General features: G+C 53.1%; 22 protein-coding genes. 21 read left to right on the forward strand and 1 reads right to left on the reverse strand.

From position 1 onward, the window contains the following. The first annotated feature begins 337 nt into the window (after positions 1-337). The 18 genes from IPJ68_00360 (at position 338) to IPJ68_00445 (ending at position 13,450) form a co-directional block, all read left to right on the forward strand. Positions 338-940 (forward strand): hypothetical protein, encoded by a 603-nt coding sequence (locus IPJ68_00360; GenBank protein ID QQR78729.1) that lies wholly within the window; start codon positions 338-340, stop codon positions 938-940. A 19-nt stretch (positions 941-959) separates the two neighbouring features. Next, complete coding sequence (gene rsmI, locus IPJ68_00365) at positions 960-1,631, forward strand: 16S rRNA (cytidine(1402)-2'-O)-methyltransferase (protein QQR79230.1); 672 nt, start codon at positions 960-962, stop codon at positions 1,629-1,631. Positions 1,632-1,636: 5 nt separating this feature from the next. Further along, complete coding sequence (locus IPJ68_00370) at positions 1,637-1,987, forward strand: 4a-hydroxytetrahydrobiopterin dehydratase (GenBank protein QQR78730.1); 351 nt, start codon at positions 1,637-1,639, stop codon at positions 1,985-1,987. 419 nt (positions 1,988-2,406) lie between these two features. Then, positions 2,407-2,817 (forward strand): NUDIX domain-containing protein, encoded by a 411-nt coding sequence (locus IPJ68_00375; protein ID QQR78731.1) that lies wholly within the window; start codon positions 2,407-2,409, stop codon positions 2,815-2,817. Then, positions 2,804-3,091 (forward strand): GIY-YIG nuclease family protein, encoded by a 288-nt coding sequence (locus tag IPJ68_00380; protein QQR78732.1) that lies wholly within the window; start codon positions 2,804-2,806, stop codon positions 3,089-3,091. Before IPJ68_00375 ends, IPJ68_00380 begins: the two co-directional genes overlap by 14 nt. A 16-nt stretch (positions 3,092-3,107) precedes the next feature. After that, a complete protein-coding gene (locus tag IPJ68_00385) occupies positions 3,108-4,547 on the forward strand; it encodes a methionine--tRNA ligase (protein ID QQR78733.1) in 1,440 nt (479 codons plus the stop codon). Positions 4,548-4,549: 2 nt separating this feature from the next. Beyond that, a complete protein-coding gene (locus tag IPJ68_00390) occupies positions 4,550-4,738 on the forward strand; it encodes a hypothetical protein (protein ID QQR78734.1) in 189 nt (62 codons plus the stop codon). After that, positions 4,719-6,227, forward strand: coding sequence for a hypothetical protein (locus IPJ68_00395; GenBank protein QQR78735.1), 1,509 nt, complete (start codon positions 4,719-4,721; stop codon positions 6,225-6,227). The genes IPJ68_00390 and IPJ68_00395 overlap by 20 nt, the downstream gene beginning before the upstream one ends. A 20-nt stretch (positions 6,228-6,247) precedes the next feature. After that, entirely contained in the window at positions 6,248-7,096 is an 849-nt protein-coding gene (locus IPJ68_00400) for a TatD family hydrolase (protein QQR78736.1), read from the forward strand. 13 nt (positions 7,097-7,109) lie between these two features. Next, entirely contained in the window at positions 7,110-7,667 is a 558-nt protein-coding gene (locus tag IPJ68_00405) for a hypothetical protein (protein QQR78737.1), read from the forward strand. Positions 7,668-7,714: 47 nt separating this feature from the next. Beyond that, positions 7,715-8,122: a hypothetical protein gene (locus IPJ68_00410; GenBank protein QQR78738.1), complete on the forward strand. Its 408-nt coding sequence runs from the start codon at positions 7,715-7,717 to the stop codon at positions 8,120-8,122. Positions 8,123-8,274: 152 nt separating this feature from the next. Beyond that, complete coding sequence (gene atpB, locus IPJ68_00415; protein QQR78739.1) at positions 8,275-9,027, forward strand: F0F1 ATP synthase subunit A; 753 nt, start codon at positions 8,275-8,277, stop codon at positions 9,025-9,027. Between the two features lie 102 nt (positions 9,028-9,129). Next, positions 9,130-9,357, forward strand: coding sequence for an ATP synthase F0 subunit C (gene atpE, locus IPJ68_00420; GenBank protein QQR78740.1), 228 nt, complete (start codon positions 9,130-9,132; stop codon positions 9,355-9,357). 168 nt (positions 9,358-9,525) lie between these two features. Beyond that, a complete protein-coding gene (gene atpF, locus IPJ68_00425) occupies positions 9,526-10,020 on the forward strand; it encodes a F0F1 ATP synthase subunit B (GenBank protein ID QQR78741.1) in 495 nt (164 codons plus the stop codon). A 5-nt stretch (positions 10,021-10,025) separates the two neighbouring features. Further along, on the forward strand, positions 10,026-10,424 hold the full coding sequence (locus IPJ68_00430; protein QQR78742.1) for a F0F1 ATP synthase subunit delta: 399 nt from the start codon (positions 10,026-10,028) through the stop codon (positions 10,422-10,424). 10 nt (positions 10,425-10,434) lie between these two features. After that, positions 10,435-11,934 (forward strand): F0F1 ATP synthase subunit alpha, encoded by a 1,500-nt coding sequence (gene atpA / locus IPJ68_00435; GenBank protein ID QQR78743.1) that lies wholly within the window; start codon positions 10,435-10,437, stop codon positions 11,932-11,934. A gap of 9 nt (positions 11,935-11,943) precedes the next feature. Next, entirely contained in the window at positions 11,944-12,837 is an 894-nt protein-coding gene (atpG, locus tag IPJ68_00440; protein ID QQR78744.1) for an ATP synthase F1 subunit gamma, read from the forward strand. Positions 12,838-12,877: 40 nt separating this feature from the next. Further along, positions 12,878-13,450 carry an ORF6N domain-containing protein gene (locus IPJ68_00445; GenBank protein QQR79231.1) on the forward strand — a complete coding sequence of 191 codons (573 nt, stop codon included), beginning with the start codon at positions 12,878-12,880 and terminating at the stop codon, positions 13,448-13,450. A gap of 154 nt (positions 13,451-13,604) precedes the next feature. On the opposite strand, the gene IPJ68_00450 is transcribed toward IPJ68_00445, so the two are convergent. Beyond that, positions 13,605-13,877 carry a hypothetical protein gene (locus IPJ68_00450; protein QQR78745.1) on the reverse strand — a complete coding sequence of 91 codons (273 nt, stop codon included), beginning with the start codon at positions 13,875-13,877 and terminating at the stop codon, positions 13,605-13,607. Positions 13,878-13,995: 118 nt separating this feature from the next. Here IPJ68_00450 and atpD point away from each other — a divergent pair, with 118 nt between their 5' ends. From atpD to IPJ68_00465, 3 genes are all read left to right on the forward strand, one after another. Next, entirely contained in the window at positions 13,996-15,399 is a 1,404-nt protein-coding gene (gene atpD, locus IPJ68_00455) for a F0F1 ATP synthase subunit beta (protein ID QQR78746.1), read from the forward strand. Positions 15,400-15,401: 2 nt separating this feature from the next. Further along, a complete protein-coding gene (gene atpC / locus IPJ68_00460; protein ID QQR78747.1) occupies positions 15,402-15,848 on the forward strand; it encodes an ATP synthase F1 subunit epsilon in 447 nt (148 codons plus the stop codon). A gap of 127 nt (positions 15,849-15,975) precedes the next feature. Then, entirely contained in the window at positions 15,976-16,992 is a 1,017-nt protein-coding gene (locus tag IPJ68_00465) for a DUF4349 domain-containing protein (GenBank protein ID QQR78748.1), read from the forward strand. The last annotated feature ends 3 nt before the right edge of the window (positions 16,993-16,995 follow it).

Raw genomic sequence — 16,995 nt, forward strand, 5'->3', positions numbered from 1 at the left:
TCAAGGAGGCAGAAACGTGACACCGGAAAGTCTGTGCAAGCAGCAATTTCCGACAGTGAAGCCTGAAAATCAGGCGGGAGAAGACACGGAGAGGATTCAGGCGTTGCTGGCGGGACTCTCTCGTCCGGAGTTTCTGTCTTTGGAATCGCCAGAAGGTACTCAACGAAGAAATGAACAAGAACAAACATTGCGGTTGCTGTTCGAGAGGTTGAGTACAGAGAATCCTATTCGAAAAGCGGAAAGAAAGGTATCCATCGGAACGGGGCGGGACAAAATATTTGAAGGTGAGAAACTTGTTCAAACCAGAGACTTCGCTGTAGGTAGTGAACAGCCACTTATGGTCAGAGAGGAAGAGTTTGTGGTAGATGGAGAAACACATACACGGGTCGCCTTATGCAGCCAAACTGGTGAAAAGCTGTATGTTGATAACTTACTCCCTGAGGGAGTCCAGTTTCGCCCAGGTATCACTGGGCAAGGCGAGGAGACAGAGAGGTATTTTCAGTATGGTAACCCAGAGAGAGGCCATAAGGAGCACGTTGTGTACTATGGGGATATCGATACGCCGGAAGGGGTGTATGCATTGTTTCATGAGGTTGGTCATGCTTGGAACGATGCAGCAGGACTTCCTTCCGGTCCGGACGGCATGACAGTACGGGCGACATTTGGAAGGCTGGCTGACAAGATCTTCAAGACTCATTTTGAAAGAAATGATGCTGAAGCTCAGATGCTCGAAGAGAGGGACGCGAGTGCACACGCGCTGCGTGCTCTGCGCGCCCTCCGTGATGCGGGGTACCCACTACAGGAAGCGACTTCAGCCCGGGTAGGTGATTATATCCAGGAATGTCTGAAAACATATCAAGATTCAGATGAAGAGTTTGGGAATACCGAACGACTGAAACCGCGGAGGAGCTTCGTCTCAGGTCGGAGGAAACAGCTGTAACTCGCGTATGGATGAAGACATGAAAGGGACGCTCTACGTCGTCGGAACACCGATCGGGAATCTCGGTGATATCACGCTGCGGGCGATCGAGACACTCAAGTCTGTGGATTTCGTCTTGGCGGAAGATACGCGCGTGACGAAAAAGCTCCTATTGAAGTATGAGATCGCGGTCTCGGTGTATTCGGCGCACGAACACACCGAGGTGAAGAAGCTGGAATCATTCCTCGGGCGAATCGAAGACGGCGAGAGTGCTGCGGTCGTCACTGATGCTGGGACGCCGGGGCTATCGGATCCGGGGAATGTGCTCGTGTCGCTTGCGATCGCTCGGGGTATCGCAGTCGTGCCCATCCCGGGCGTGTCCGCGCTCGCGGCACTCGTCTCGGTCGCCGGGATTGATATGCGGGAATTCGTCTTCCTCGGTTTCCCACCGCACAAGAAAGGACGCGAGACGTATTTCAAACGGGTGGCGGCGAGCGAGGTTCCGGTCATATACTATGAGTCACCGCATCGGTTCATGAAGAATCTGGAACTGCTCCAGTCACTTGCGCCAGAAAAGCGCCTCATCATCGGCCGTGAGCTGACAAAAGTGTATGAGGAAATCGTCCGGGGAAACGTGGCCGAGGTGATCGCTTATTTTGCCGAGCGGCCAGCAAAAGTAAAGGGGGAGTTTACCATCATCGCTTACGCTTGAAGCCTATGGACCTGATCAACAAAAAATGTGTACCGTGCGAAGGGGGAGTAGATCCGCTCTCTTCGGAAGTGATTGCTACGTACCTAGCGGTCGTGGAGGGGTGGACGAATGAAGCCGACAAGAAGATTCATAAGGATTATGTTTTCAAGGATTTTGCGGAAGCGCTCACCTTCGTCAATCAGGTCGGCGCTATCGCCGAAGCAGAGGGGCATCACCCGGATATTTTGCTTCACGGCTGGAAGGAAGTAAGACTCACGCTTTTCACCCATGCCATCCAGGGACTCCACCTGAACGACTTCGTGCTCGCATCCAAGATCGACGCGATGTGGAAAAAGGACTTCGAAAAGAGTGTATAAAAGGGTGTGATCGGTCGGTGGAAAGTTTCGAAGCCCGAGTACGCAATGCGTATCGGGCTTCGGGTTGTGGGACGACAGTCGACTACTTCCTCGGGCCGAGGACGGCGTTCGCGAGACCGTCATTTGCCAAAGTGCAGCTCCCACCAGTGCTGCAATCAATGGACAGTAGCAGGTAGAAACTGCCCACTACGATTGCGACCCCCAGGGTGACGAACAATGTCCCCCCGTGGTCGTACCAGAACATCCTGATACGACGATATTTGATACCATGGTATCGCATTCTACACCCCTTGTGAGTTGCTAGCCGTTCAGCTAGCTGGTTGGAAATAACAACAAACCATACCAGTATACATCATAGTGACCGGAAAGTCAAGGATGCTATACTGAAAGGGTCTGAATAAGCCATTTATTGCCTCAGGATGCAATTTTATCTCGCAGTAAAAGGGATTGTCCGGAATGCAGCAGGAGAAATCCTCGTTGTGAAGCGCAGTGACCAGGATGATCATCTGCCTGGTGTCTGGGAGACCGTCGGCGGGGGCGTCGACCATGAAGAGACGCCACAGCAAGCGCTCGAGCGGGAAATCATGGAAGAAGCGGGTATCAAGGTTAGGATAAGCGAGCCCTTCAATGTCTTCACGTTTCGCAAGGATACCGGCGAGTTCAAGGTCGGGATCACCTTCCTCTGCGACACTGATGACACGGTGGTCACGCTCTCCGAAGAGCATAGTGAATACCGGTGGATCCGGCCGTCAACATTTAAGGACCTGGAATCAATCCCGTCGCTCTATCAAGAAATCGCTCTCTACGCACAAAAATATGCCGGGAAGTGAAAGTTCAAGCAGCTTCCATTATGTCTATGTGTTGAGAAATATAGCGAAGAAATTTGTTTATGTTGGTGTGACGAGTGACTTAAGGCGTCGATTGACAGAACATAATGAAAGCAAGGTGTTTTCGACAAAGCCATACGTACCTCTGAAGCTGATATACTATGAAGCATGTTGCGAAGGAAAGGATGCGTTGCGTCGTGAAAAGTATCTCAAAACCAGTCAAGGTGCTCGCTTATTGAGAAGGCGCCTGAAAGAATATTTCTACAATAATACTTGAACTTCTACTTCCCGGTATGCCCAAGCCATTTTTCATCACTACCGCCATTGATTATGTGAATGCGGCACCCCATGTCGGGCATGCCGTGGAGAAAGTGCTGACCGATGTTGTAGCGCGCTATCAAGTGCTCCAACGCGGAAAAGAGGATGTGTATTTCCTCACGGGTTCGGACGAGAACAGTCTGAAGAATGTCCAAGCAGCTGAGCGAGTGGGGCGACCAGTTGCGGAGTTTGTCGCAGAGAATGCCGAGAGTTTCAAGGCACTCGCTGGTTCGCTCGATCTCTCCTTTGACCAGTTTATTCGCACAACTGAACCGCGGCATTTTGAGGGGGCGAAAAAAATGTGGAATGCGTTCAAGAAAGAAGATTTATATTTGAAGAAGTACAGTGGCCTCTACTGTGTCGGCTGCGAAGAATTCAAAATGGAGAAGGATCTCGTTGACGGTCTCTGTCCCGATCATAAGGTTGCGCCGGAAGTAGTAGAGGAAGAGAATTGGTTTTTCAAGCTCTCAAACTACGCTGATAGATTGCTTGCACTGATTGAGAGTGGTGAACTGAAGATCTATCCCGATTATCGGAAGAACGAAGTCGTATCGTTCATCAAGATGGGACTGGAGGATTTCTCGATCTCGCGTTCGGTCGCGCGGGCTAAAGGCTGGGGCGTCCCGGTGCCGGGTGACGAGAGTCAGATCATGTATGTGTGGGTGGATGCCCTGTCCAACTACATCACGGCGCTCGATTATGCGACAGATGGCGAACTGTACAAAAAATTCTGGACGAGTGATTCCGAGCGCGTGCATGTCATCGGCAAAGGCATCCTCCGTTTCCATGCGATCTATTGGCCAGCGATGCTCCTGTCGGCCGGACTGCCGCTCCCGACGACGATCTATGCCCACGAGTACCTGACGATCAATGGGCAAAAGATGTCGAAGACGCTCGGTAACGTCATCTATCCCGACGAGCTCGTGGAGAAATTCGGCGTCGACGGGACGCGCTACCTCCTCCTCACCGCGTTGCCGTACTCAAAAGATGGCGATTTGTCCTGGGAGAAAATGACCGAGAAGTATAATGCCGACCTGGCGAATGGTCTCGGCAATCTTGTCTCGCGCGTGATGAAGCTTTCTGAGAAGCTCGAGGTTTCTTTTTCTGTAGAAGATGATTTCGGAACGAAAGAAACATCGGATCTTCTTGAAGAATTTCGAGTGGCTGATGCGTTGGCGCATATCTGGACTTATATTGCCGTCCTTAACCGTTCAATAGATGAGAATAAGCCCTGGGAACTCGTTAAGACTGATTACAAAAAGTTTGAGAGTAATCATCTCGTTTTGATGCAGGAAATCTACAAGATAGCAGTATTGCTCAGGCCATTCCTCCCATCAACATCAGAAAAAATTGAAACTGCACTCAAGACGGGGAAAGTTGAACCGTTGTTTCAGCGGATCAAGACTGAAAAATGAGTATGACTATTGTCGCGACGGATATCGAGAATATCGACAAGGAGCTGCGGGAAGCCGTGGCTGAATTCCGGCGCGACATGGGTGCACTGCGAAAACAGCGCGCAGATCTCGAACACGAGTGGACGAGCGCAGTCGATGAGAGAGCGGCAACGGATATCTTACAAAAAATACATGGAACGACAGAAGCCTGAGAATAGTTCTTCTCAGGAACAATTAAGCCCAAGGCTGGAAATAGCATCGAAGGAGATATCCGCTATCGAGACGGTCCGGCGGGTGAATGCTGCTTTCAAAGATGCAGAGGGGTCAGCGGATTTGCATGATTCGCAAGCGGCAGAGGAGGAGATGCTGCGGAATACGCGGGAATACGGCGCACGGGCCGGAGTATCGAAAGAGACGCTGAGAAGTGTCGACGAAGAAATCGGTCTCGTAGGGAAGCTTGCGGAGATCAGGAAGCAGGAAGAAGGTGCCCTCGCTCGTTTCCGTCAGAAGCTGCAGAAGCTCGCTGGCCCGCTCGCTGGTATGGCGATGATGATGCCCAATGCTGCTGGTGCTGGTGAGAGGGTCGAGGCGCCGAGTGCGTATGTGCAACTCGAACCGGAGAGGCAGCCTGATATACCTGATCGAGGGACTGAGTCAGTAGTGGCGGGTGACTCTGGCAATGAGGTAGTCCTACCAAATGAGTTCGCTCCGGTTGGTAAGGATGTTGAAGAGACGAAGGGGGAGGGGAAGACAGCCGTGGTCCTGGGGGGAGAACAAGAAACGGAGGCTCTGGAGTCGAGACAGCGCGATGCAAAGTACGCATTTGAACAGGAGTTTCGTGATGGAACGTTTTCCAACGAAGAGGAAGTGCTAGCACTTCTCCACAAGGCAGCCCGTGAGTTTGATAACGAGTTTTTTTCTATGTATGCGATCAAACCGGATGGAAGGGTTGAAATCGTATCAGCAACATTCATAGGGAAATACGGTGGTACACTCCCGGATCGGAATGAAAACATGAGAATGTCGAGGACAAAGAATCAAAAAATACTGTTGGCACATACGCATCCGATCAGTTCGGCCGAGTCTCTCGATCTTGAGAAGTCGCACGAAAAGGCATTTCAGCGCATGCCTCCCAGTCTGGTGGATATTCGGGCAGCCTCCGAATTGTCTTGGCTTGATAGATATGATGACCCTCGGGCGTCAGAGGGAATAGAAAGGGGTGGGCAGATCTCGGATCCGACGGAAGGGGTGGTTGTCGATGGGGAAGGTGTCTGGAAGTATCGAGTTGATTTTTTCCATCCGTATCTGCAGGAACAGCGGAAAGCAGCGGTTGAAGAGGCGGTAAAAATGAATGCGGTACAGCAAACAATATCACAAGAGAGGGGAGGTGCTGCGGTTGATGCAGAAAGGGTGAGGAAGTACTATGCACAGATTGTTATTCCTGATGAAACGATTGCTCGGAGACTCCTAAAAGATATCCCAAAAAATATCCAAAGAGATTTCGCTTCCGTGTCGCACGCGAGAATGGCGGGGACAGGTTCCGATGAAGGTTTCGGATATGAATATACCAATGAACAGGTCAAGGTCGGCAACGCGAAACCGGAAGAGAGAGAAAAGGCAACGGAGGATTTTATTCTCTGGTGTCGGGAAAGAGGTATAGAGATAACGTTCACCCCCTTTGAAAAGAAAGTAACAGAATAAGTTGCAGCGGAGGTAACTATATGTACGATATCCACACTCATCTCTACATGCCGCAGTATGACGTGGATCGCGACGCGGTGATCGCACGCGCCCGGGCGGCGGGGATTGATGGCATGTTTGCGATCGGCTGTACGGTCGAGGAAAGCCGGCAGTGTGTCGCGCTGGCCGAGGAACACCCCGAGATCTTTGCCTCTGTCGGTATCCATCCGCATGAGTTTCTTGCAGATGAATCAAGAATGAAGAATCAGGAATTTTGGTTACCAGAGCTGAGAGAATTGGCCCGACATCCAAAAGTGATAGCAATCGGGGAGTGCGGGTTGGATTATTTCGGGCGTGAAAACCCGGTAACGGAGGAGGTGAAGGGGAGACAGAGGGACGGGTTTCTGTTGCAGCTTGATCTGGCGCAGGAATGCAAACTACCTGTCATCATCCATTGTCGCGATGCCTATGGTGATCTTTTTGATATTCTTTCCGATTCGAAATTTCAGAATCAAGATTTGAGATTCATCCTGCACTGCTACATGGGCGATACCGAAGCGACAAAGCAGTTCCTGGAGCTGCCCAATGTCTACTTTTCTTTTACGGGGAATATCACCTATCCAGTAAAAGCGATTGTGGCTGGGACGAAAGACGATCTCCGTGAGACGGTGAAGCTTATCCCGCTCGACCGGCTACTCATCGAGACGGATTGCCCATTTCTCGCGCCGCAGACGAAACGCGGGGAGCGCAATGAGCCGGCGTATGTGTCGTATGTCAGTGAAGCAGTGGCGAAACTGCATGGCGAGGACCAGACTGTCGTAGAGATGAAGACCCGAGAGAATGTAAGGTGCGTTTTCGGAAAGATGACTGACCAGGTATACTACAAATAGTTAACGCAACGCTATGAGCTTGTTTGAGTCTGTTTTCGGTAAGGAGAAAGTGGTTGAGGTAGGAGGGTTGGAGGGTCAGGTCTTGGAGGATCGGACCGCTACGGACGAAACAAAACCAGAGGACCCAGTAGTCCTCGGTTTGCCGCTTGTGACGGTTGAGGCTTCGTTGAATGAGGATGGTTTCCGGGCGGATGCGCCGATCAGTTATGGTACGAATCATGTAGGATCGGGTAGGATCACTCCGGATGATGAATCTGCTCACGCGGGCGATGGTCCGGGAGCGCTCCATCTCAATTTGCCGCCTCTCAGCGCATCAGCTGGGGCACCAGCGGTTGATCCGAATCAGCCCCCCAATGGCAGTATCGATGGCCCCCTGGACGATTTGTACATCACTAAGGGGAGGGGAACTATGGGTACCGAGAGTCCGAATCATTTCCAGCAGATGTTGCGGGCGGAAGAGCTCGGGGAAGTGTATCGGGGTACGTCCGATGAGCTCCAGCTTCCATTGCCGTCTGCGAAAGAGATGATTCATCTGAGAGGTCGAGATACGGGAGTAACTCATTCAGCTTGAAGGAGCCGTGATACGGTGAGAGTGCATAATTTGTTGAAAAAAATCGTATGTTCAAAGAATGGTTCAAAAAATCCGATACATCTGTAATAGCGCCGCAGACAGAGCTACCACCGGAATTATCGCGAGCGCAGGGAGCAGTGGAAGAAGGGATCTATCGGGGGGACCTGTCAGCCCCTACTGGAAAAGGCTTCGACGCGACACCTCTTACACAACAGGCAGAACGGGAGTCGCAGACGGGTGGTTCGATATATGCGCTTCCCAATGCATCGCATGATGATTGGCAGGGTGGGAGGGTGGAGCAAGTCTCTGCCGCACCCGGGACCGCGGAGGAAGACGCGACCGCTGAACAAGAGAAACTCCTCCACAGTATCAAACAGATGCAGACCGATCATCCAGAGAGTTTCGAGAAACCTGCGGCGCGTCCGGGAGAGTCTGACGAGCGACAGGCTGCGTAACTTAGAAACACCATCTCGGACCTTTTCTCGCTTTGAGGACGACTTACCCGGCGGTGCGGAGATGAGCTAATTGACGTATCGCTCGTTCGCCATTAGACTAGAAGCGCTTAAAAAGAAGGGCAATCCTTCTTTTTGCGTATCCAATTCAGATTATGGAAATCTCTATTGCCGCGGAAAAACTTTTCTCGTTTGGCACCTTTCCGGTGACGAATGCTTTTCTCATCGGAGCGATTGTCTCAGGGGCGCTTATGCTCTTCACTCGTCGTATCGTCGAACACTGGAAAGAGGTCCCGCGGGGTGCACAAAATGTCCTCGAGATCATCGTCGAATCACTCCTCGACCTGGTTCAGTCGGTGACTGTTGACCGGAAACAGGCGCTACAGTTCTTTCCGTTGATCGCGACCATTTTCCTGTTTGTGCTGTGTTCGAATTGGGCGGGACTCCTCCCGGGGCTCGGCACAGTCGGTCTCACTCATGGCGAGGCTGGCCATGCGACTATCATCCCGTTTCTCCGGAGCACATCGGCAGACCTGAACTTCACTCTCGCTCTCTCGCTCATCACCGTCCTCACAATCCAATTCACCGGTATCGCAGCGATGGGTATCGTGAAATATGGTCAGAAGTTTTTCGTTAGTCCGCTTCACAAGCCATACGGTATCGGGACCGCTGTCGGTATCCTGGAGCTCGTGTCGGAAGTCGGCAAGACCATTTCGTTTACCTTTCGTCTCTTTGGCAATGTGTTTGCGGGTGAAGTGCTTCTGACTGTCATGCTCCACCTGGTGCCGTATTTTCTGCCGCTCCCATTCCTTTTCCTCGAGATTTTCGTCGGCTTCATCCAGGCGGTCGTGTTCGCGATGCTCACGCTTGTCTTCTTGAAGATGGCGACGATTCCACCGGAGCACTGAAAATAATTGAGATTGGACAAGGTGTTTACTTTGGGGTAGACTGGAGGCGTTTTATTTCGTGTTTCACCCGAGGAAGATAACTCGTATTAATTAGAGAATTGTATGGAACTGGAAGCAGCGAAAATGATTGGCGCGGCACTCGCCATGGGTCTGGGTGCCATCGGCCCGGGCATCGGTCTCGGTATCCTCGCCTCGAAGGCGCTCGAAGCTATCGGACGCAACCCAGAGGCACAGTCGAAGGTGCAGACGACCATGATCCTCGCGATTGCCGTGACGGAAGCGGTCGCCATCTATGCTCTCGTTGTCGCCTTGATGATTTTGTTTGGATAAAATGTTTGTTTCGGCGCGCTGCCTCGTTCTGGTCTCCAGTGCTCGCCGCGGTACCTTTCTGTACCGCTTACTCTGCTCTTCGACCACGCCTTGCATCGCATCCGAAACACTCCATTTTTTCCCGGATTGAAAGTTATTGGGAGTGGGCCCTAAGTCGTCAGCTACTCTATGGAAGTTCTCGCAAAACTCGGCATTGATTGGAAGCTCCTCATCGCTCAGGCGGTGAACTTCATTGTGCTGCTTTGGGTCTTGCGTCGGTACGCGTATCGGCCGATCCTCCTCGCGCTCGAGGCACGGACGAAAAAGATTGAGCAGGGGCTTTCGGACGCAGCCCAGTCTCAGGTGAAACTTCAGGAGATTGTCGAAGAAGAGAAACGAGTCATGGCGGCTGCCCGGGAAGAGGCACGGGATATCCTCTCGAAGGCCGAAACGAGTGCCAAAGAGCGCGATGCCCACATGCTCCGCGAGACGAAGGGTAAGATCGACAAAATGATCACTGAGGCGGATTCACATCTAGCCGAAGAAAAGGCACGGCTCGTCCGAGAGGCAAAGGCCGAGATTTCTGATCTCGTTATCAAGGTAACGGAACGTGTCCTCGGAGATGTGGTGGATACTAAGATCGATACTCAACTTGTCGAGCGATCCTTGAAGTCAGCTGAATAATACCTATGCGAATTGTCGACGCACAACTTGCTCGGGCCGTCGGTGAACTCCACACTTCGGGACAGCTGAAGGGGAGTGACCTCGCCGCGGCCCTCGCTCAGTTCCTCCGTCGCCATCGGCTCGGTCGCCGGGCGGGCAAGATCAGTCGCACCCTCGAGGCACATGTCGCTGCTATGTCTGGCAATCTCTCTATCAAAGCGACCACCGCCCATCCATTGGATGCCTTGTGGCGGAAGCGTGTTACCGAAGAAGCGGCTCGCCTCTTGGGGAAGTCAGGGCAAGGTGTCGCGATCGAATTCCACGAAAATCCCGCGCTTATCGGCGGCCTTCGGTTAGAGACCGGCGATACACGCTATGACGGCTCAGTCTCCCGGGCGCTCAGAGAACTCCATAAATCATTGTGACTTGCTTGCTATGTCCAATCCGCTTATCGAAGAACTGAAAAAGGAACTCGCGCAATTCCATCATGCAGTGGAACGAGAATCGATCGGTACCGTCCTTGAGGTCGGTGACGGCGTCGCACGCGTGGCGGGACTGTCCGAGGTCATGGCGTCGGAGATGGTGGAATTCGAAAACGGGGCGCTCGGTGTCGCACTCAACCTCGAAGAGAGCGAAGTCGGTGTGATGATTATGAGTGAGATGGGTGACCTCTCCGAAGGTACGAAAGTTAAAGCAACGGGTCGTATTCTGTCAGTCCCAGTCGGTGAGGGGCTGGTCGGCCGTGTCGTGAATGCCCTCGGCAAAGCCATCGATGGCAAGGGCGAGATCAAGAGTGATATATTCTATCCTGTTGAAAAGATCGCGCCGGGTGTCATCACGCGCCAGTCGGTGCATCAACCGCTCCAGACGGGTATCAAGGCGATCGACGCGCTCATCCCAGTGGGTCGCGGCCAGCGCGAGCTCATCATCGGTGACCGACAGACGGGCAAGACCGCCGTCGCGATCGACACGATCATCAACCAAAAGGGACAAGGTGTGCTCTGTATCTATGTCGCTATCGGCCAGAAGGCATCTAAAGTCGCTCGGATCAGAGCCGAGCTTGAGAAAGCCGGAGCGATGGAGTATACGACAATCGTCGTCGCGGGTGTTTCCGAGTCTGCCGCGCTGTCCTATATCGCGCCCTATGCCGGTTGTGCCATGGGCGAATACTTCATGGATCAGGGGAAAGACGTACTGGTCATCTATGATGATCTCTCCAAGCACGCGGTGGCGTATCGCCAGATCTCGCTCATCCTCCGTCGTCCGCCGGGTCGTGAAGCGTATCCCGGAGATGTCTTTTATGTCCACTCGCGGCTCTTGGAGCGCAGCGCAAAATTGAATGCCGAGAATGGCGGTGGATCGCTCACGGCGCTTCCTATCATCGAGACACAGGCGGGTGATGTCTCGGCCTATATCCCGACCAATGTCATCTCGATCACAGACGGCCAGATCTATCTCGAGTCCGATCTTTTTTACAAGGGCATTCGTCCAGCCTTGAATGTCGGTATCTCGGTCTCACGCGTCGGATCAGCCGCTCAGATCAAGGCGATGAAACAGGTGGCGGGGACGCTTCGTCTCGACCTCGCCCAGTTCCGTGAGATGGAGGCTTTCGCACAGTTCGGCTCCGACCTCGATGAGAATACTCGTTCACTGATCGAGCGCGGTCGTCGAGCGGTGGAACTCTTGAAGCAGCCGCAGTATGCGCCGCTCACGGTCGAGAAAGAAGTCGCCCTCCTCTATGCACTCTCGCGGGGACACCTCGATGACATCGCGGTCGACGTACTGGGCCGATTTGAACAGGAGTTCCTCACATCACTCGAGTCAGATGGGGCAACAGTATTGGAAGCAATCCGTACCGAAAAAGCACTGACGGAAAATGTCGAAAGCCTCCTCAAGGAACATCTCCTCTCATTCAAGAAAGGTTTTGTTGCCTAAGAGATTTTTATGCCATCCGGGAAAGACATTCGCCGACGTATCAAGGGCGTAAAGAGTACAGGAAAGATCACTCGAGCGATGGAGATGATTTCGGCTGTCAAAATGCGCCGGGCGGTCGAACGGGCACTGGCGATGCGGCCCTATGCGCAGGCAGTACTCTCCGTCCTCCATCGGGTGACGGTCGCCGTGAAACACGAACGGCATCCGCTCCTCCTCGAACGGCCGGTCAAGCGGGAGCTGTATGTGGTCATCACGTCCAATCGTGGGCTGTGTGGTTCTTTCAATACCCAAGTCTTGAGAAAACTGCGTGAAGCACGGGCCGAAGACAAGGATCGGACGGCGGCATTTATCACACTCGGCAAGAAAGGTGAACAGGCGGTTCGTCGGATGCAAGGTGATATCATCGCATCCTTTCCAGAAGTTTTCGAGTATCCACGAGTGACCGATATGCAGCCTATCGTGCGCATCATCCTGGACGAATTCCTCGCGGGCCGGGTGGACCGGGTGGTCATGGTCTACACGGACTATGTCTCGGCCCTGGTCCAAAAGGTGAAGGTCCGGGCGCTTCTCCCGGCGACCGAAAAGGACGCCAAGAAAATGCTCGACGAAATCGGACTGGAAACCAACGGAGACATGGGTGGTGGTGACTTCCTCATCGAGCCGTTTCCCGAGACGGTGCTCGAGACGATCATCCCGCGGCTCATCGAAGCCGAGCTGTATCATGCCGTGCTCGAGTCCAATGCTTCACAGGAAGCCGCGCGCATGGTCGCGATGCGCAGTGCCACCGATGCCGCCCAAGAGATGACCGCTGACCTCACTCTTGCCTACAATCAGCTCCGTCAAGGCAAGATCACTCAGGAGATCGCCGAGCTCAGTGCGGGCATGGCCGCGGTGCAGGGGTAGGGACTGGGATGCATGATGTACGAGTACTATGAAGAAGACGATGAAAAACCTGGTAGCGGTTCCGAGCGAACATATCATCAAGCAGATTTTCTGGCTGCGTGGTGAGAAAGTGATGCTGGACTCCGATCTAGCAGAAATGTATGCTGTTGAAGTTAAGGTTCTGAATCAGGCGATCAAGCGAAATATCGAGCGCTTTCCGAAGGACTTTATGTTTCAGCTGACGTTCGAAGAGGCGAATCTGATGCTTGGTTCAAGGTCACAGTCTGTGACCTTGAACGAGGAAGGAGATAGCCGGATGCAGCCACAAACTGTGACTCCAAAGAGAGGTAAGAACATCAAATATGCCCCCTATGCTTTCACCGAACAGGGAGTGGCGATGCTGTCGAGTGTGCTCAAGAGCGAGCGAGCGGTCCAGGTGAATATCCAGATCATCCGGACCTTCGTCGAGCTACGGAAGATGCTTGTCACGCACGAGGCGTTGCGGAAGAAGATCGAGGCGATGGAACGAAAATACGATAAGCGGTTCCGAGCGGTGTTTGATGTATTGCGGCAGCTTTTGAAGGAAGAGGCAGAGCCGAAAAAGAAAATCGGATTCGAGGAAAAGAAAAGGTAGGGACTGGGATGTGGAATCTGGAATCTTGGGGTGAAGACCAAAATTCTAGATTCTAAATTCGAGACTCGGGTTTAGACAGTTGTTTGGAAAAAAGAAAAAAGACATACTATTGCGGTATGTCAGCGCGTAGTGTTGCTGATGTGGCAGCCTATCATCACTTAGGAAGTGTGGTGGCCCAGGCTACCAGCTCTTGAGAACGACACCGTATGCGTTCTCGAGAACCTGGAAACATTACTTCATGCGCCGCCATTCTTTCTTCTTCGCTCATGCCGGCAAAAAGCTCATCATACGCTTCAAGGTATGTCCTATCAAGCTCATGAATTGCTTCTTCGTTGAGAGCAGCCAGTCTTTTTTCAAGATCAGCCTGGTTTAACGAATCCAATGCTTCTTCCAGTGTATGATACTTGGGGATTGACCGCATTTCCACTTCCTCCTATGTTGAAGTTCAAGGTAAAGGACTAGAAAAATAGTGTAGTATAAAATTGAAAAAAAGTCAATCTCATTTACTATAACTAATCAAGATTTCCCCCTAATCAAGCAAATATATGAATACAGGAAGAGTCATTCAAATCATCGGGCCGGTTGTTGATGTGGAGTTTGCGGATGGGACCGAGTTGCCGAAGATTTATGATGCGCTTGAAGCCGTGTTTGGTGCGGGTGAGAAACAGGAGACGCTCGTTGCCGAGGTTCACCAGCATCTGGGTGGTGGTCGGGTGCGCGCAGTCGCCATGGGTTCGACTGACGGACTTCAGCGTGGTGTCGCCATGGTCGCGACAGGGGCTCCGATCAGTGTCCCGGTTGGCAAGGCCGTCCTCGGGCGCATGTTCGACGTCCTCGGTCATACTATCGATGGCAAAGAAGAGGCCCAATTCGAGAAGCGAAGCTCTATTCATCGCGCGGCCCCGTCATTTGAGGAACAGTCGACCAAGGCCGAAATTTTCGAAACTGGTATCAAGTCGATAGACCTCATCTGCCCATTCATGAAAGGCGGCAAGGTCGGACTCTTCGGTGGCGCGGGTGTAGGGAAGACCGTCGTTATCCAAGAGCTGATCCGCAACATCGCTTCGGAACACGGCGGCTACTCGGTGTTCGCTGGTGTCGGAGAGCGGACCCGCGAGGGCAATGACCTCTATCATGAAATGAAGGACTCGGGTGTACTCGACAAGACAGCGCTTGTGTTTGGTCAGATGAATGAACCGCCGGGATCACGTCAGCGGGTCGCGCTCTCTGCCCTGACGATGGCCGAAGATTTCCGTGATAGTGAAGGCAAAGACGTGCTCCTCTTCATCGACAATATTTTCCGTTTCACTCAGGCGGGTTCCGAAGTGTCCGCGCTTCTCGGGCGCATCCCGAGCGCGGTCGGGTATCAGCCGACTCTGGCCGAAGAGATGGGTGTCTTACAGGAGCGCATCACCTCGACTAAGGCGGGTTCGATCACGTCGGTGCAGGCGGTCTATGTGCCAGCCGATGACCTGACTGATCCGGCACCGGCGACGACTTTCGCTCATCTCGATTCGACGGTTGTCTTGAACCGGGCGCTGACTGAGATCGGTATCTATCCGGCGGTTGACCCGCTCGATTCGAGCTCGACCATCCTCGATCCGCAAATCGTCGGTGAGCGGCACTACGCGGTGGCACGTGGCGTGCAGCGCGTCCTCCAGCGGTACAAGGACCTGCAGGATATTATCGCGATCCTCGGTATGGAGGAATTGACAGAAGAAGACAAGCTCACTGTCTCGCGCGCCCGAAAGGTCCAGAAATACCTCTCGCAGCCGTTCTTTGTTGCCGAGCAATTTACCGGCGCTCCGGGGAAATACGTCAAACTCGAAGACACGATCGAAGGTTTCGAACAGATTCTCTCGGGTGCCCTCGATCACATCCAGGAACAGGACTTCTATATGAAAGGCGCGATCAGTGAAGTCACCGAAGTCGTCAAAAAAGACGCATAACCATGATCTCTCTCACTCTCAAATTGGTCACACCCGAACGCGCCGTTGCTCTGATGGAGGCGGCGGCAGTGACGCTCCCCATTGCGGATGGAGATGTGACTATCCTCCCCACGCACACGCCGTATATCGGTGCGCTCAAGGCGGGCGAAGTCATCATTCGTTTGACGGATGGTAAGACGGAAAGCTTGGCGGTTTCTGGTGGATTTGTGGAGTTTGATACTAATACGCTCTCTATCTTAGCGGATACTGCCGAACGAGCTGAGGAGATTGATATGGAACGAGCCGAAGCGGCACGCGCACGGGCCGAAGCTATTCAGCTCAAGCAAGGAGCGATGGGCGAGGAAGAATACGCGCGTGTGGCGGCAGCTCTGGAAAAGGAAATGATTCGCATCAGGGTAGTCCGCAAGCATCGGAGTCGCGTCGGACCGAATGTCATATCGCAGGAATAATACTGTTCTGAACGGAAGAACGGGGAGGAGTGTTTATTGTTTCGGTACTGGTGCAATTTGCTGACAGGGAGTAGACTGAAGAGGTAGTCGGCCTCTTCGGTTTTTCGTAACACATAAACAAAATCATATGGCAGTGCGACGCTCAGAGTGGCGGAAGCATGTGCGGGTGGGCGGATTCCTTCTTGTGTTTGTGCTTTTCGCTCCGGTACTTGGTATTTTCCTCGTGCAGACGCTTTCGCTGATTCCAAAACGGATACATGTCTCGATGCCGTCTCCGAGCTATCAGGACCAGTCGATGGTGTACAAGGGAGGGGTGATGATGGATCAACCGGGCGTGGCGGCAGCTGGTATAGATGGCGATATGCTGTGGCGCGGCGAACGGGATATCGTCCCGATGCCGATGGATGCAGTGACCATCCCGAGTTGGGGAACGACGACACCAGTTTCGGCGGTTGACCAGAAAATGGTGAAAAGCGCCTCGCTTGATCTACGCGCTCAGAGTTTGGTATGGACAAGTAATCAGATTCAGGCATCGGCGAAGAATGTCGGCGGATATGTCGAGAGCGCCAATGTCTCGCAGCCGAAGAATGATGTCCAGACCGCATGGCTCGTCGTCCGAGTCCCCGTAGACCGTCTCGACGTAGTGATCGAAGAAGCGAAGAAGGTGGCATCGTCGGTCATCAACGAGAACCTGAGCGCCGGAGACGTTACTGATCAGAGTATCGATCTCACGGCCCGGCTGAATGCGAAGCGAGCCGAAGAAACAGCGCTCGTCTCCCTCCTCGACAAGGCGACCAAAGTGAGTGATGTCATCGAGGTGACGGATCGTTTGGCGTTCGTTCGGAGTGAGATAGAGGGACTCGATGCGCAGCAGCGCCGGCTAGAAGGGCAGGTCGCCATGTCGTCGCTCTCGATATCGATTACCGAAGATCCGCGCGTCGTAATCAATGGCGATTCGGTGCGTGACGGCAATGTGATAAAGCAGTCAGTCAATGACCTCACTCGATGGTTGATCGCCCTGGGGAGTGCCCTCGGAGCTATCATCATCAGCGGTCTCCCGGTGGTTCTGGTGTACGGATTTTTCCTCTGGGTTTTCTACCGGATCGGTGTCTTTGTCGCCGAGCGTGTCGTCGGACGGAAATAGTCT

The organism is Candidatus Moraniibacteriota bacterium (assembly GCA_016699425.1).
Lineage (GTDB): Bacteria > Patescibacteriota > Minisyncoccia > Moranbacterales > UBA1568 > SSEF01.

Coding starts and splice junctions, on each gene's coding strand:
- IPJ68_00390 (QQR78734.1), top strand. CDS start 4,550: ATGACTATTGTCGCGACGGATATCGAGAATATCGACAAGGAGCTGCGG.
- IPJ68_00360 (QQR78729.1), top strand. CDS start 338: ATGGTCAGAGAGGAAGAGTTTGTGGTAGATGGAGAAACACATACACGG.
- atpA (QQR78743.1), top strand. CDS start 10,435: ATGTCCAATCCGCTTATCGAAGAACTGAAAAAGGAACTCGCGCAATTC.
- IPJ68_00430 (QQR78742.1), top strand. CDS start 10,026: ATGCGAATTGTCGACGCACAACTTGCTCGGGCCGTCGGTGAACTCCAC.
- IPJ68_00395 (QQR78735.1), top strand. CDS start 4,719: ATGGAACGACAGAAGCCTGAGAATAGTTCTTCTCAGGAACAATTAAGC.
- IPJ68_00465 (QQR78748.1), top strand. CDS start 15,976: ATGGCAGTGCGACGCTCAGAGTGGCGGAAGCATGTGCGGGTGGGCGGA.
- atpC (QQR78747.1), top strand. CDS start 15,402: ATGATCTCTCTCACTCTCAAATTGGTCACACCCGAACGCGCCGTTGCT.
- IPJ68_00445 (QQR79231.1), top strand. CDS start 12,878: ATGAAAAACCTGGTAGCGGTTCCGAGCGAACATATCATCAAGCAGATT.
- atpB (QQR78739.1), top strand. CDS start 8,275: ATGGAAATCTCTATTGCCGCGGAAAAACTTTTCTCGTTTGGCACCTTT.
- IPJ68_00410 (QQR78738.1), top strand. CDS start 7,715: ATGTTCAAAGAATGGTTCAAAAAATCCGATACATCTGTAATAGCGCCG.
- IPJ68_00380 (QQR78732.1), top strand. CDS start 2,804: ATGCCGGGAAGTGAAAGTTCAAGCAGCTTCCATTATGTCTATGTGTTG.
- IPJ68_00405 (QQR78737.1), top strand. CDS start 7,110: ATGAGCTTGTTTGAGTCTGTTTTCGGTAAGGAGAAAGTGGTTGAGGTA.
- atpG (QQR78744.1), top strand. CDS start 11,944: ATGCCATCCGGGAAAGACATTCGCCGACGTATCAAGGGCGTAAAGAGT.
- IPJ68_00385 (QQR78733.1), top strand. CDS start 3,108: ATGCCCAAGCCATTTTTCATCACTACCGCCATTGATTATGTGAATGCG.
- IPJ68_00400 (QQR78736.1), top strand. CDS start 6,248: ATGTACGATATCCACACTCATCTCTACATGCCGCAGTATGACGTGGAT.
- IPJ68_00370 (QQR78730.1), top strand. CDS start 1,637: ATGGACCTGATCAACAAAAAATGTGTACCGTGCGAAGGGGGAGTAGAT.
- atpF (QQR78741.1), top strand. CDS start 9,526: ATGGAAGTTCTCGCAAAACTCGGCATTGATTGGAAGCTCCTCATCGCT.
- rsmI (QQR79230.1), top strand. CDS start 960: ATGAAAGGGACGCTCTACGTCGTCGGAACACCGATCGGGAATCTCGGT.
- atpD (QQR78746.1), top strand. CDS start 13,996: ATGAATACAGGAAGAGTCATTCAAATCATCGGGCCGGTTGTTGATGTG.
- atpE (QQR78740.1), top strand. CDS start 9,130: ATGGAACTGGAAGCAGCGAAAATGATTGGCGCGGCACTCGCCATGGGT.
- IPJ68_00375 (QQR78731.1), top strand. CDS start 2,407: ATGCAATTTTATCTCGCAGTAAAAGGGATTGTCCGGAATGCAGCAGGA.